Below are 13,098 nucleotides of genomic sequence, written 5' to 3'. Positions count from 1 at the left end.
GCTGACTATTCTATCACAGTATTTTGTGTTGTCAAGCATTTTTTTAAGTTTTTTTGAAACTAACCTAAAATCAGCTGTCCAATCAACCATTTTTACCATTATACAATATTTTGAGTGAAAATCAAGAACTTTTTTTAAAAAATTGTATAATTGGTGGCGATGAAGAGACTTGAACTCTTGACCTTACGATTATGAGTCGTACGCTCTAACCAGCTGAGCTACATCGCCGTTACAGGTCGTTAATTATACCGAATGATATTTTTTTGTCAACAGTATTTTTAATGAAAGATAAAAATTAATAGTAACATATTGAAAATTAAGGCAAACCGATAAGCCGGATTCTGTCGTGGACAGTCATTCATCTAGACATGTCATTACTGACATGTTCAAGCAACCTACCCGTATCCTGAGCGGGCAACCCATTGGACACCTATTTGGTCTTGCTACACGTGGAGTTTACCTTGCCATGAACTGTTACCAGTCATGCGGTGAGCTCTTACCTCACCGTTTCACCCTTACCCACACCCATGAGGTTGTAGGCGGTCTATTCTCTGCTGCACTTGTCGTAGGCTTTCGCCTCCCAGCCGTTAGCTGGCACGTTGCCCTATGTAGTCCGGACTTTCCTCCCTCCATATGGACGGCGACTGTCTGGTTTGCCAAAGTTCATTATAGCAAATTTTTATGACATAGGATGATATTTTTATAAATTTTCTGATTTTTCTGTGTTTTTTATTGATTTTATATAAAACTATGCTAATATAATAAATATATTATATAAGAGAAGTTTTATTTACATGAATTTAGAGCAACAAGCCCAAACGGTCAGTGATTTGTTAAAAACGCTTGGCAACCCTACTCGTCTTTTGATTTTGTGCATTTTGGCAGAGCGTGGCGAAATGTGTGTAACGCATTTGCACGCACATTTGCCCACTTCGCTTAGTCAACCAGCCCTGTCGCAACATTTGGCAAAAATGCGAAGTGAAGGCATTTTAACCCACCGCCAAGACACCCAAAAAATGTACTACAAAATCAGCGATGACAAGACCTTACGGCTCATGCAGGCTCTGCACGATATTTTTTGTGCCAACCATGGAGAAAATGATGAGCATACCAACCATTAATGCCATACAAGCCCACGAAAAAATCAAAAATGGGGCATGCTTGATAGACATTCGCTCCCAAGATGAGCATAATCGCCACCGCATCGCAGGAGCAATCTGCATTCCTGCAGATACCATGGCGGGGTGCGACCCCATGAATGACAAGGCGGTGCTGATTTTTCATTGCTTGGGTGGCGTAAGAACCCAAAATAGCATGGCAACCCTAGAAAAATTCGCCAACGGACGTGAAGCCTACATTTTAGAAAAAGGGCTAAACGGCTGGCAAGAAGCGAACCTACCCACGCTCAAAGACGACAACCAGCCCCTACCCCTACAACGCCAAGTACAAATGATAGCAGGCAGTTTGATTTTGTTAGGTGTGGTTTTGGGGGCGAGTGTCAATCATGGCTTTTATGGACTAAGTGCCTTTGTGGGGGCAGGACTGCTCGTGGCTGGCATGACAGGCTTTTGTGGCATGGCAAGATTGCTCATGTTACTACCCTACAATCAACGCTAAACCAATTTACACAAATCTTAATCCAAACAGGAGCAAAAAATGAAAGCAAATCTACACAGCATTGACCGCACGATTCGTATCATTTTAGGCATTGTGTTAATCGGACTTGCCATCACTGGCGTGATTGGTTGGTGGGGCTATTTGGGGGTGATTGCCCTAGCGACAGGTGCAATGAAGTTTTGTCCACTTTATCGTTTGCTTGGCATTAGCACATGCAAAAAGTGCTGATTTAACCAAAAATGGGATAAACCAAACTGGTCTATCCCATTTTACATCATCTACCATTTGCAATTTTTTGGTATTTTGCCAAAAGCTCTTCTTGACTTTCGGCATGATTTTCATCTTTGGGAATGCAGTCCACAGGGCAGATTTCTACACATTGGGGTGTGTCAAAATGCCCCACGCACTCAGTACAAAGAGCAGGATTAATCACATAAATCTCATCGCCTGCACTGATGGCTTCGTTGGGACAAACAGGCTCACAAACATCGCAGTTGATGCATTCTTGGGTAATTTTAAGTGCCATAACCCCTCCAATTAATAATCACGCCCCCACGCCACTAACATGGTTTTTGCATCCAAATCAACATTTAACACAATGTCCTTATGCCAAGGGATAAGCCTATCTTCGCCATCAATACTTTCGCCCGTAGGTTTTATAGAAATGATGGCATGGGCAGATGTCTCAAACATCTCCTTGATTATGCCTAGATTGTCGCCTTCTTCATTGATGACCGTCATACCCACCAAATCCGACCAATAATACTCATCGTCATCAAGCTCTGGCAGTTGTGATTTATCCACCCAAATACTCACGCCATTCATGGTTTCTGCCATGTTGCGATCAGGTACTTCTTGAAAACTTGCAACAAGTCCCGCCCCTTGTTCTCGCCAATTAGTTACTGTAAGTGGTTTAAACCCTGTGGCTGTCTTCATGTACCAGTCCGACATATTAAAAATATCGGTGCGGTTATCAGTCAAGCTAAACACCCATAGCCAACCCTTGATACCATAAGGTTTTTTTAGGGTGGCAATTTGGATAAGCTCACTAGCATTTGGAGCATGTTTTGATGGTGTAGTCATGGTTTTCATCGATTTTAAAAATAAAAATCGGTTTGTATGACAACCGAGCCATTAGGCGGAAGGCACACAAACCGACAAAAACTATCAGAAATTAGGCTTTTTTAGCGGTTTTGATAAGTTGGGCAACGCGCTCTGATGGCTGTGCACCTTTACCAATCCACGCATCATAAGCTTCTTGGTCGATACGGAAAACTTCTTCTTGACCACGAGCAAGTGGGTTAAAGAAGCCAATTCTTTCGATGTGGCGACCATCACGAGAAGCACGCTTATCAGCAACAACGATTTGGTAAAATGGGCGTTTTTTTGAACCGCCACGAGCTAGACGAATAACAACCATGATAATTCTCTCTAAAATTCAATGATATTAAAATTTGCAAGAAACACTGGTCGCCAATAATATATTGAGGATGAGCCGCTGGCAAAACCAGATTTATAGGAATTCTAGATTATACCAATTTTTGCGTCATATTTAAAGAGGTTTTTAAAAATTGTTTGTAAATTTCTACAAGAGCTCATGATGTCTGCACTTGATATCTTTGAGATTCAATGGTTTCATGCTAGAATGCCAATTTTGCACCCTGCGTATTCTCATGAAAAAAAAATACAAATACTGGCAACTTAAACTAAGACACGCCATCAACTCAAACACGTGGCAGACGGTCAGTATCGTGATTTTTGTCGTCTTTACCAGCACCGCCCTGTCTATTTGGCTTATTTGGCGTAGTCTTTATCTGCCCGAAATTAAAAATCACGCCAGCTACCTATCAAGCGAGTTATCACGCATGGATAAAGCTCATCAAGATTTTATAGACCATCCTGAGACACTTGCTTGGATAAGACAAAATAGCCACATTGAAGTGATTGATAATCCTAATCATTTTCCAGTAGTTAATGATAAAATCGTGGCAGATTTTTTTACTGATATTTTTGCTCATCAAGTCAGCAAAGAGCTGGGACGTGAAATCAAAGCTTATTTTAAATTCAAACCCCAGCCTAAGCTATGGATTTGGGACAGCAAATATCCTGATATTTGGTTTCGTGAACCTGTGGCTCACTATTCACAATACAGTGCAGGATTGCTTGTTGGATTTGTGTTTGGATTGCCGATTTTGATAATTTTAGTAAGCATTGTACTGGTTCGCCGTTTAAATCGCCCCCTAAAAAAACTAGAACGCACCGCCAATGACTATATTCATCTAGGACATGCCACCACTTTACCTGAGGTTGGCTCAAATGAGATTCGCAAAGTAAATACCGCCTTTAATCGACTATTTCATACCCTACACCAGTCCCAAAACGAACGCACCATCATGCTCGCTGGCATCAGTCATGACCTACGCACACCACTAACCAGAATGCGTCTAACGGCAGAGATGTTGCCAGATGAGTTTTTTAGGGAGGGCTTGGTGTATGATATTGAGGATATGGACGCTATCTTAGAACAGTTCATGTCGTTCATGAAAGACGGTTCGGACGAAGCAGTACGCCCCACTAACTTAGAGATGATTTTTCATGAAATCAGCGTACAGTTTAATGACGTTCACTTTATTTATGACAATCGAGTCGCCACCGATGTGCTGGTACGCCCCCTATCCATCAAGCGAATGATTGTAAATCTTGTGAATAACGCCGTACGCTACGGTCAAGCACCCATTCATCTAAGTGCCATCATTACCACCCAAGCTCACGACATGACTCTCATGGACACAGCCGCCACAAGAAGCACGCTTACCATCAGCGTGCGAGATGAAGGCGAAGGCGTGGCAGAAGGCGAGCTTTATCGTATCATGCAACCTTTTGAAAGGGGAGAGACAGCACGTACCACACAAGGTAGTGGACTCGGTCTTGCCATCGTCAGCCGTATCGCCCACCTACATCAAGGCGAAGTCATTGCCAGAAATCATGATGATGGCGGATTGGAGGTTATTGTTAATATCCCCTTGCTTGACAATCAGTCAGCCACGCAGACCCCAACAAGTGTATAACACTGACGATTATTTTTCGCCAATCTCAGGAGGTAATTGGTTGGTGGTATTGGTAAAGGCAACAGGTGCTGTCAAGCGACTTTTTGCTTGCTCAACATTGCCATCAACACCCTTAGGGACAAGTAACAAATAACCAAATAACACAGCATTGGCAAGTACCAACGCACCGAAAATTTGAGGCATAATCGTTCCAACGTTATAAAATTAATCTCATTTTAACATAAATTTGCCAAAAGCACATACGGTCATCGTTAATTTTGTTCGCTCACCAATTTTTTCTCACTTTTTGCACCTGTCAACTCATCTGCCGCAATGACTACGCCCACCTGCTTAATAGGCCACTCCATCATGAATCTTGCTCCATGCAAAGTCGGACTCTCGTCAACACTCATGCTGCCACCAAACCAAAACGCAATGCGAGAGACAATCGATAAACCAAGCCCATAGCCTCCAGACGCACGGGTACGGCTGTCATCTAACCGTGCAAAAGGAATGAACACTTTTTCACGGTCAGCCTCTGCAATGCCATCACCATCATCTTCTACCACGACAAACGCCATGCCCTTTTTGACACCTGCACTGATGATGACCGTGCTTTTTGCATAACGCAATGCATTGCCCGCCAGATTTTGTACCACACGATGCAAATAACGCCTGTCTGCCATTGCCACAATTTTGTGAGAAATTGGAATGATTTTTACCTCAATGGGTTTACCCAAAGCATCTGTCTCTTTTTTAATCTGTTCGAGTAGTTCACTTAGACAAACCATCTCCCAATCCATCTTGGGCGAACCCTCTTCTAATTTAGCATAGGTTAAAATTTCATCAATCAGCTCATTTAGGGCGGTAATATCTTTATCAATCTCTTGCTTTTGAAATTGGCGGAGCTCGTAATCGTCCTCATCAGCCAACATTTCCATTGCAAAACGAATACGAGCGACAGGTGTGCGTAATTCATGAGAGACTGCACGTGTCAGTTCACGCTGAGATTCTATCAGCCGTTTAATATGGCGAGTCATGGCATTAAAAGTTGAGGATAGACGTGCAATATCATCATGACCCGTTACTTGTATCATGGTATCTAGGTTGCCTTCGGTAACTTTATCAACCCCTGTTTGGAGTAGTTGAAGTCGTCTATCCAATGGAAAAATCAAAGCGTACACACCGCAACTTACCAAGAACAAACAAATCAACACCACACTAACCAACACGTCCCAAGAAAAAAAGTTGAATAATGGCACATGCACCACCACCACCTCACCTGACACGTCCGATGCTACCATGACCGATAAACGTGGACGCTGGTTCTCGTTATCAAAACTTAGTACGGTTTTTCCCGACATCAGCTTTTCAAACTGCTCTCTGTCCACGCCCAAATCCGCCATAGACATCAACATCATCGCATAGCCAAATTCCTCACTTAGCTCAGACAATCTCTCCTGCTTGTCGTCAAGGTCATCATAACGCTCCAAATCTCTCAGCAAAAACATCATCGTAGCATGAACTTGACGCTCATTAATGCGATCAAATTCAATGGACAGCACGTTTTGCCCATCATCAACCGCATGATAAATCATGGTCAAGCGAGTCATATCAATATAGCGAACCACGGACTTTTCTTCACTAAGGCGTTTTAATTCACGCCCCTTAAAATCCATTTCATCAATGGGGACAACACGAATTTCCGAGCCAAATTCTCGACTTATCTTCAAAAGCCAGTGCTTTTTATCATTTTCGGGTAACTCATCATAAACATCTGCGCCAAGCGAAAAGGCGATGGTGGCCACAGACTCTCTGTATGACTGCAATCGCTGTTGATTGATGGCTTGAATTAAAAAATAGCCAAAAAAAGCTACCATAAAACAAACGAACAACAACCCTGTATAAATGCGAAAAAAAATACTGCGTTCAGTGAATGATAATATTGCCATATTCTTGACTTAATACAAATAAAATAAAAGTCAGCGGTAGGCTGACTTTTATCATTATACAGTAATTAACAACAAACTCAATTACCCTCTTTAACAAAGAGATAACCCTTGCTGCGAACCGTCTTAATGCGTTTTGGATTTTCTGGATCATCGCCAATCTTGGGACGAATGCGAGAGATTCTCACATCAATAGAGCGGTCTTGACCATCATACTCAATACCACGCAAACGCTCAAAAATATCCTCACGAGACAAAATACGACCTGCATTGGACGCTAAAAGCCATAACAAATCATACTCGGCACTGGTAAAATCTACAAGCTCATCATTAAGCGTAACGGAGCGTCCGCCATTGTCAATTACCAAATCGCCAAATTCAAGACGCTGTGGCATCTCATCAGCTGGCGCAACATCTGAGCGACGAAGCAGAGCACGAATACGAGCAAGCAAGACACGAGGCTGAGCAGGTTTAGTTACATAATCATCAGCACCCATTTCCAGACCCAAAACCTGATCCATATCCTCTGTACGTGCTGTCAGCATTAAGATTGGCTGGGCGTAATGTGGACGAACCTCACGACACACAGTCAGACCATCAGAGCCTGGAAGCATGACATCAAGCACCACCAAATCGGGTTGCTCACTAATGATGCGACGAATAGCACGGGTGCCATCAGTTTCTATCGCCACGTCTAAGCCATTACGTCTAAGATAATCTTGGGTTAAGATTGCAAGACGCTCATCATCTTCGACAATCAGAATTCGAGGAATATCTTCTTTTTCTGGGGCTGTCGTCATCATAAGTTATCCTAGATGCAAAGTACTCACAAAAACCATCACACAACAACCTACATCAAATACAATTATTTGATGCAAGCTCAATTAGGCACGGTTTTTGTATTTTTGAATTGTTTGTAATTGAGCAAGAGATTCAGCAAGCGCAGTTAGAGCAGCTGTGGTGTCAATATTTGCACTTTGATTGGCAAGTGCTTGTTCGGCATTACGACGAGCCTCAGCAATCTTGGCTTCATCCAAATTGCTAGCACGCTCCGCTGAATCAGCAAGCACAGTAACCAATTTTGGCTGAACTTCAAGTACGCCCCCTTGAACATAAATAACTTCATCGGTACCATCTGCCAATTTAAGATGCATGGGGCCTGGTTTTAAAAGCGTAATAATAGGTGTATGCCCTGCCAAAATCCCTAGCTCTCCGTCAATGCCTGAGGCCACAAGCACACTAATATCGCCCGAGTAAAGCTCCTCTCTTGCACTAACCACTCGGCATTTAAACATTGCCATGATAACTCCTATATTTATCTCAATACCATCTTCATCTTAATAAAGCGGTTAAGACTGAAGTTATTCAATCTTAACCTTTAAGACATTAGGCAGCTTTTAGTTTTTCAGCCTTGGCGATAGCCTCATCAATACCACCAACCATGTAGAACGCTTGTTCTGGCAGATGATCATACTCGCCATTGATAATAGACTTAAAGCCTGCAATGGTATCACGAAGTGCTACATATTTACCGGGAGCGCCTGTAAATACTTCTGCCACGTGGAAAGGCTGCGATAGGAAACGCTGAATCTTACGAGCGCGATAAACCACAAGCTTATCCTCTTCTGACAACTCATCCATACCCAAAATAGCAATAATGTCCTTTAGTTCTTTATAACGTTGAAGCACTTCTTGTACACCACGAGCAACATTATAATGCTCATCGCCAATCACTTGTGGGTCAAGCTGACGAGAAGTAGAGTCTAGTGGATCTACCGCAGGATAAATACCTTGTGAGGCGATATCACGGCTTAGTACCACAGTTGCATCCAAGTGAGCAAAGGTGGTTGCTGGCGATGGGTCAGTCAAGTCGTCCGCAGGAACGTAAACCGCTTGCACCGAAGTAATGGACCCTGATTGGGTAGAAGTAATACGCTCTTGTAGCGCACCCATTTCTTCCGCCAATGTTGGCTGATAGCCCACTGCTGATGGCATACGACCCAAAAGTGCTGATACTTCGGTACCTGCTAGGGTATAACGATAGATGTTGTCAACGAACAACAGAACGTCACGACCTTTACCAGTCGCTTCATCTTTTTCATCACGGAAATACTCCGCCATGGTCAAACCAGTCAAGGCAACACGCAGACGGTTTCCTGGTGGTTCGTTCATCTGACCATAAACCATTGCTACTTTTGATTTGGTAAAGTCTTCGGTGTTTACAACGCCTGCTTCTTGCATTTCGTGATAGAAGTCGTTACCCTCACGAGTACGCTCGCCCACACCAGCAAATACAGAAAGACCAGAGTGTTTTAGAGCGATGTTGTTAATAAGCTCCATCATGTTCACGGTCTTGCCAACACCCGCACCACCGAACAGACCAACTTTACCACCCTTAGCAAATGGGCAAAGTAGGTCGATAACCTTGATACCAGTTTCTAAAAGTTCAGTTGAGTTTGACTGCTCATCATAGCTTGGCGCTTCACGGTGAATAGACCACTTTTGCTCAGCATTAACGGGACCAGCTTCGTCAATTGGGCGACCTAATACGTCCATAATACGACCCAAAGTCGCCTGACCTACTGGCACAGAAATAGGTGCGCCTGTATTAGATACAGACAACCCACGTTTCAAGCCCTCTGTTGAACCCATTGCAATAGTTCGAACTACGCCATCACCCAATTGCTGTTGAACTTCCAAAGTGGTTTCCGTGCCATCTACATGAAGTGCATCAAAAATTTGAGGGACTTCGCTACGGCTAAATTCAACGTCAATTACCGCACCGATAATTTGTACAATACGACCGCTCATTGCGTTCTCCTAAATTATTATGTTCAGCTAAACTGACTTATGAAACAGCCGCAGCACCGCCAACGATTTCCGAGATTTCTCGTGTAATCGCTGCCTGTCTGAGCTTATTATAAACCAATTGCAAATCTTTAATTAAATTACCAGCGTTATCCGTAGCTGCTTTCATTGCCACCATACGAGCTGACTGCTCAGAAGCAATATTTTCAAGCACTGCTTGATATACCAACGACTCAATATAACGCACCATCAAACCATCAATCAAAGTCTTGGCATCGGGCTCATAAATATAATCCCAGCCATGACTAGCACTCTCATTTTCGGTCAATGTTCCCTCAGGCAGAGGCACAAGCTGGGTTACAGATGGCTTTTGGGTCATGGCATTGACAAACTGGTTGTATACCAAATAAATTCTGTCTAATTTGCCATTTTGATAATCATCAAGCATGGTCTGGACAGGAGCGCTAATCTGCTCATAATTTGGGCTGTCGCCATAGTCGGTTACTACTGACGTTACATTTCCACCAAAATTTCTGAAAAACCCAACACCTTTCGAGCCAATCGCAGCAAACTCAGCTTCCACAGACTGCTCTTGGTAAGTTTTAACCGATTTTAGTAAATGTTTAAATAAATTGATGTTCAAACCGCCTGCCAAACCACGATCGGAGGTAATCACGATAAAACCAACACGATTGACGGAACGACTTATCATGTATGGGTGCTTATAATCTGACTGTGCCTGCACCAAATGCGAAATGACACGATACATACTATCAGCATAAGGGCGACCCATCTCCATGCGCTCTTGAGCTCGGCGCATCTTACTGGCAGCAACCATTTGCATTGCACGTGTGATTTTTTGAGTGCTTTTAATGCTGGTTACCTTTGCACGTATTTCTTTTAAGCTTGCCATAATTATTCCAAAGCTGGACTCATCTTTAAATGGGCATATGGTGCATTAATCAATACACCATATCTCCTTATTAATAACTATGAGATGATTTGAAGGCTTCAATACCTGCTTTTAGACGACTTTCAATATCATCATTATAGTTTGCAGTCTCATCAATTTCACTCATCAATGCGCCGTGCTCAGCACGAAGGAAACGCAATAAACCTTCCTCAAATGCACCGATTTTTTCAACTGCTACATCAGCTAAATATCCTTCATTTGAAGCGTAAATTACCGCCGCTTGGTCTGCAATAGACATTGGCGCATATTGTTTTTGCTTCATAAGTTCAGTAACACGTTGCCCATGTTCCAATTGTTGCTTAGTGGCATCATCAAGGTCAGAGGCAAACTGAGCAAACGCTGCCAATTCACGATACTGAGCTAGAGCTGTACGGATACCACCAGATAGCTTTTTGATGATTTTGGTTTGAGCAGCACCACCAACACGAGATACCGAAATACCAGCGTTCACCGCAGGACGAATGCCTGAATTAAACAAGTTGGACTCTAGGAAAATCTGACCGTCAGTAATTGAGATTACGTTAGTTGGCACGAATGCTGATACGTCGCCTGCTTGGGTTTCAATGATAGGCAGAGCGGTCAATGAACCTGTTTTACCTTTTACTTCGCCATTGGTAAATGCCTCTACATAATCAGCATTAACACGAGAAGCACGTTCTAGCAAACGAGAGTGTAGGTAAAATACATCACCTGGATAGGCTTCACGTCCTGGTGGACGGCGTAGTAACAGCGAGATTTGACGATAGGCAACTGCTTGCTTGGACAAATCATCATAAATAATCAACGCATCCTGACCACGATCACGGAAGTATTCACCCATGGTACAACCAGCATAAGGAGCAATATATTGTAGTGCTGCAGGCTCAGAAGCAGACGCCACCACCACAGTAGTATAAGCCAACGCACCAGACTCTTCTAGTTTACGTACTACGTTAGCGATGGTAGAACGTTTTTGACCAACTGCCACATAAACACACTTAATGCCAGAATCTTTTTGGGCAATGATAGCATCAATTGCCATAGCAGTCTTACCGGTTTGACGGTCGCCAATGATAAGCTCACGCTGACCACGACCAATCGGAATCATGGTATCAACCGCTTTATAACCTGTCATTACAGGCTCATCAACGGATTGACGAGCAATAACGCCAGGTGCAATCTTTTCAACTTTATCGGTCAATTTTGCATTGATTGGACCTTTGCCATCAATAGGGTTGCCTAATGCATCAACCACACGACCCAAAAGTTCAGGACCAACTGGCACTTCTAGAATACGGCCTGTGCAATAAGCTTTCTGACCCTCTTGTAAAGGGAGATAATCCCCCAATACAACCGCACCGACTGAATCTTGTTCAAGGTTGAGTGCCATGCCATAAACATTGCCCTCAAACTCAATCATCTCACCATACATGGCTTCTTCTAAGCCGTGAATTTTTACAATACCATCAGAGACACTGACGATAACGCCTTCAGTTTTTGCAGTTGCGCTTACGTCAAGGTCTTGAATGCGTTGCTTAATCAGATTGCTGATTTCAGCTGGATTCAATTGTTGCATTGCCTTGTTTCCTATAATTTAGACAGCCTCACAAATGTTTTTAAACTGTGAGCTGAGTCTGTAATTGTTTTAACTTACCACGCACCGAGCCATCGGTAAACTTATCGCCCACTTTAATGGTCGCACCCCCCAACAATGAACTATCCACAGCTTCATGCAAGATAACAATAGAGCCTGTTGATACAGCCAAAGACTCTTGTAGGGATTTACGTTGAGCATCAGTTAACGGATAGGCTGATGTTACGTAAGCGTCAACCTGTTTTAGCTCTTTCGATTTTAGCTTGCTGTAATGAGTACAAATCTCAGGAAATAATGATAATCTGCCATTTTCGGACAACTGACTAACAAAGTTTGTGATCGCCTTACTTGCTGACAAATGCTTGCTTCCTGTAAGTACTTGTGCCGCTGCATCAACATCAACACCTTGAGATGCTGCTGCTTGCAAAGTCTGAACCAGTGGAGAATCTACTGACTTTTGGCTAGTATAAATATCCATTAAAACAGACGTTTTTTTATCCGAAGAAATGGCTGGATTGTTTAGCAAATCAATAAATGCATCATTGTGCACAATTTCAGATGCTATTAACAAAAAATCTTCCCATTCGTTAATTGCATTTTGCTCTTTAGCATAATCAAACGCAGCCTTTGCGTAAGGTCTTGCCAAGGTAGATAATTCAGCCATGATTTCCTCTAATTACAGCTTGGTTGCCAGTTGTGCTAACATGCTGGCATGTTTTTGTTCATCAACTTTTTCTTCTAAAATCTTTTCAGCACCTAGTACCGCCAAACTAGCGACTTGTGAACGCAGCTGCTCACGAGTTTGAGCAATTTGTTGTTCAACCGTTTGCTGTGCAGTGGCAATAATACGTTCGCCTTCTAAGCGAGCTTGCTCTTTAGCATCTTCAATCATTTGATTGGCAGTCTTATTAGCACGCTCAATGATAGAAGCAGCCTCAGCTTTGGCATTTGCAAACTCTTCTTGCACTTGCGATTCAGCAGATGCAAGATCAGCTTTTGCCTTCTCAGCGGCATTTAAGCCTTCTTCGATTTTACGTTGACGCTCGTTAATCGCTCCGATGAGTGGCGGCCATACAAATTTCATGCAGAACCACACGAAAATCGCAAACGCAATCATCTGACCGATAATGG

16 protein-coding genes, 1 tRNA gene and 1 other RNA gene are annotated in these 13,098 nt (G+C 43.0%); 4 read left to right on the top strand and 14 right to left on the bottom strand.

Translation table 11 applies throughout. From position 1 onward, the window contains the following. Positions 1 to 151: 151 nt before the first annotated feature. Positions 152 to 228: transfer RNA gene (locus Q4B79_RS09350), tRNA-Met, on the bottom strand. An 86-nt stretch (positions 229 to 314) separates the two neighbouring features. After that, an RNA gene (rnpB, locus tag Q4B79_RS09345) (RNase P RNA component class A) lies at positions 315 to 660 on the bottom strand. Positions 661 to 794: 134 nt separating this feature from the next. On the opposite strand from rnpB, the gene Q4B79_RS09340 reads away from it, so the two are divergent. From Q4B79_RS09340 to Q4B79_RS09330, 3 genes are read left to right on the top strand one after another with little or no spacing between them, the layout of a single operon-like run. Further along, a complete protein-coding gene (locus tag Q4B79_RS09340; protein ID WP_303086149.1) occupies positions 795 to 1,121 on the top strand; it encodes a helix-turn-helix transcriptional regulator in 327 nt (108 codons plus the stop codon). Continuing rightward, positions 1,102 to 1,617, top strand: a complete 516-nt coding sequence (locus tag Q4B79_RS09335; RefSeq protein WP_303086148.1) for a rhodanese family protein — start codon at positions 1,102 to 1,104, stop codon at positions 1,615 to 1,617. Before Q4B79_RS09340 ends, Q4B79_RS09335 begins: the two co-directional genes overlap by 20 nt. Before the next feature lie 39 nt (positions 1,618 to 1,656). After that, on the top strand, positions 1,657 to 1,845 hold the full coding sequence (locus Q4B79_RS09330) for a DUF2892 domain-containing protein (RefSeq protein WP_303086147.1): 189 nt from the start codon (positions 1,657 to 1,659) through the stop codon (positions 1,843 to 1,845). Between the two features lie 46 nt (positions 1,846 to 1,891). On the opposite strand, the gene Q4B79_RS09325 is transcribed toward Q4B79_RS09330, so the two are convergent. From Q4B79_RS09325 to rpsP, 3 genes are all read right to left on the bottom strand, one after another. Beyond that, positions 1,892 to 2,143 carry a YfhL family 4Fe-4S dicluster ferredoxin gene (locus Q4B79_RS09325; protein WP_303086146.1) on the bottom strand — a complete coding sequence of 84 codons (252 nt, stop codon included), beginning with the start codon at positions 2,141 to 2,143 and terminating at the stop codon, positions 1,892 to 1,894. 11 nt (positions 2,144 to 2,154) lie between these two features. Next, positions 2,155 to 2,700, bottom strand: a complete 546-nt coding sequence (rimM, locus tag Q4B79_RS09320) for a ribosome maturation factor RimM (RefSeq protein ID WP_303086145.1) — start codon at positions 2,698 to 2,700, stop codon at positions 2,155 to 2,157. Between the two features lie 91 nt (positions 2,701 to 2,791). Further along, positions 2,792 to 3,037, bottom strand: coding sequence for a 30S ribosomal protein S16 (rpsP, locus tag Q4B79_RS09315; RefSeq protein ID WP_303086144.1), 246 nt, complete (start codon positions 3,035 to 3,037; stop codon positions 2,792 to 2,794). Between the two features lie 253 nt (positions 3,038 to 3,290). On the opposite strand from rpsP, the gene Q4B79_RS09310 reads away from it, so the two are divergent. Continuing rightward, complete coding sequence (locus Q4B79_RS09310; protein WP_303086143.1) at positions 3,291 to 4,685, top strand: ATP-binding protein; 1,395 nt, start codon at positions 3,291 to 3,293, stop codon at positions 4,683 to 4,685. Between the two features lie 9 nt (positions 4,686 to 4,694). Here the strand turns inward: Q4B79_RS09310 and Q4B79_RS09305 are convergent, their stop codons facing one another. The 9 genes from Q4B79_RS09305 to Q4B79_RS09265 form a co-directional block, all read right to left on the bottom strand. Continuing rightward, a complete protein-coding gene (locus Q4B79_RS09305; RefSeq protein ID WP_303086142.1) occupies positions 4,695 to 4,868 on the bottom strand; it encodes a hypothetical protein in 174 nt (57 codons plus the stop codon). 68 nt (positions 4,869 to 4,936) lie between these two features. Beyond that, a complete protein-coding gene (locus tag Q4B79_RS09300) occupies positions 4,937 to 6,616 on the bottom strand; it encodes an ATP-binding protein (RefSeq protein ID WP_303086141.1) in 1,680 nt (559 codons plus the stop codon). 77 nt (positions 6,617 to 6,693) lie between these two features. Next, positions 6,694 to 7,413 carry a response regulator gene (locus tag Q4B79_RS09295; protein ID WP_303086150.1) on the bottom strand — a complete coding sequence of 240 codons (720 nt, stop codon included), beginning with the start codon at positions 7,411 to 7,413 and terminating at the stop codon, positions 6,694 to 6,696. Between the two features lie 84 nt (positions 7,414 to 7,497). Further along, entirely contained in the window at positions 7,498 to 7,914 is a 417-nt protein-coding gene (locus Q4B79_RS09290; protein ID WP_303086140.1) for a F0F1 ATP synthase subunit epsilon, read from the bottom strand. An 85-nt stretch (positions 7,915 to 7,999) separates the two neighbouring features. Beyond that, positions 8,000 to 9,424 carry a F0F1 ATP synthase subunit beta gene (atpD, locus tag Q4B79_RS09285; RefSeq protein ID WP_303086139.1) on the bottom strand — a complete coding sequence of 475 codons (1,425 nt, stop codon included), beginning with the start codon at positions 9,422 to 9,424 and terminating at the stop codon, positions 8,000 to 8,002. Positions 9,425 to 9,461: 37 nt separating this feature from the next. Further along, positions 9,462 to 10,334, bottom strand: a complete 873-nt coding sequence (gene atpG / locus Q4B79_RS09280) for a F0F1 ATP synthase subunit gamma (RefSeq protein WP_303086138.1) — start codon at positions 10,332 to 10,334, stop codon at positions 9,462 to 9,464. A 70-nt stretch (positions 10,335 to 10,404) separates the two neighbouring features. After that, positions 10,405 to 11,949 (bottom strand): F0F1 ATP synthase subunit alpha, encoded by a 1,545-nt coding sequence (gene atpA / locus Q4B79_RS09275; protein WP_303086137.1) that lies wholly within the window; start codon positions 11,947 to 11,949, stop codon positions 10,405 to 10,407. A 40-nt stretch (positions 11,950 to 11,989) separates the two neighbouring features. Further along, a complete protein-coding gene (locus Q4B79_RS09270) occupies positions 11,990 to 12,631 on the bottom strand; it encodes a F0F1 ATP synthase subunit delta (protein WP_303086136.1) in 642 nt (213 codons plus the stop codon). Between the two features lie 12 nt (positions 12,632 to 12,643). Beyond that, positions 12,644 to 13,096, bottom strand: coding sequence for a F0F1 ATP synthase subunit B (locus Q4B79_RS09265; RefSeq protein ID WP_303086135.1), 453 nt, complete (start codon positions 13,094 to 13,096; stop codon positions 12,644 to 12,646). Positions 13,097 to 13,098: the final 2 nt, after the last annotated feature.

Source organism: Moraxella sp., from assembly GCF_030525845.1.
In the GTDB taxonomy this organism is placed as follows: Bacteria; Pseudomonadota; Gammaproteobacteria; order Pseudomonadales; family Moraxellaceae; genus Moraxella.
This window is presented reverse-complemented; position numbering and strand designations above follow the sequence as displayed.

What these genes read in the sequence shown, in the direction of transcription:
- Q4B79_RS09340 (WP_303086149.1), top strand. Translation starts at nt 795, where the DNA reads ATGAATTTAGAGCAACAAGCCCAAACGGTCAGTGATTTGTTAAAAACG.
- Q4B79_RS09335 (WP_303086148.1), top strand. Translation starts at nt 1,102, where the DNA reads ATGAGCATACCAACCATTAATGCCATACAAGCCCACGAAAAAATCAAA.
- Q4B79_RS09330 (WP_303086147.1), top strand. Translation starts at nt 1,657, where the DNA reads ATGAAAGCAAATCTACACAGCATTGACCGCACGATTCGTATCATTTTA.
- Q4B79_RS09325 (WP_303086146.1), bottom strand. Translation starts at nt 2,143, where the DNA reads ATGGCACTTAAAATTACCCAAGAATGCATCAACTGCGATGTTTGTGAG.
- rimM (WP_303086145.1), bottom strand. Translation starts at nt 2,700, where the DNA reads ATGACTACACCATCAAAACATGCTCCAAATGCTAGTGAGCTTATCCAA.
- rpsP (WP_303086144.1), bottom strand. Translation starts at nt 3,037, where the DNA reads ATGGTTGTTATTCGTCTAGCTCGTGGCGGTTCAAAAAAACGCCCATTT.
- Q4B79_RS09310 (WP_303086143.1), top strand. Translation starts at nt 3,291, where the DNA reads ATGAAAAAAAAATACAAATACTGGCAACTTAAACTAAGACACGCCATC.
- Q4B79_RS09305 (WP_303086142.1), bottom strand. Translation starts at nt 4,868, where the DNA reads ATGCCTCAAATTTTCGGTGCGTTGGTACTTGCCAATGCTGTGTTATTT.
- Q4B79_RS09300 (WP_303086141.1), bottom strand. Translation starts at nt 6,616, where the DNA reads ATGGCAATATTATCATTCACTGAACGCAGTATTTTTTTTCGCATTTAT.
- Q4B79_RS09295 (WP_303086150.1), bottom strand. Translation starts at nt 7,413, where the DNA reads ATGACGACAGCCCCAGAAAAAGAAGATATTCCTCGAATTCTGATTGTC.
- Q4B79_RS09290 (WP_303086140.1), bottom strand. Translation starts at nt 7,914, where the DNA reads ATGGCAATGTTTAAATGCCGAGTGGTTAGTGCAAGAGAGGAGCTTTAC.
- atpD (WP_303086139.1), bottom strand. Translation starts at nt 9,424, where the DNA reads ATGAGCGGTCGTATTGTACAAATTATCGGTGCGGTAATTGACGTTGAA.
- atpG (WP_303086138.1), bottom strand. Translation starts at nt 10,334, where the DNA reads ATGGCAAGCTTAAAAGAAATACGTGCAAAGGTAACCAGCATTAAAAGC.
- atpA (WP_303086137.1), bottom strand. Translation starts at nt 11,949, where the DNA reads ATGCAACAATTGAATCCAGCTGAAATCAGCAATCTGATTAAGCAACGC.
- Q4B79_RS09270 (WP_303086136.1), bottom strand. Translation starts at nt 12,631, where the DNA reads ATGGCTGAATTATCTACCTTGGCAAGACCTTACGCAAAGGCTGCGTTT.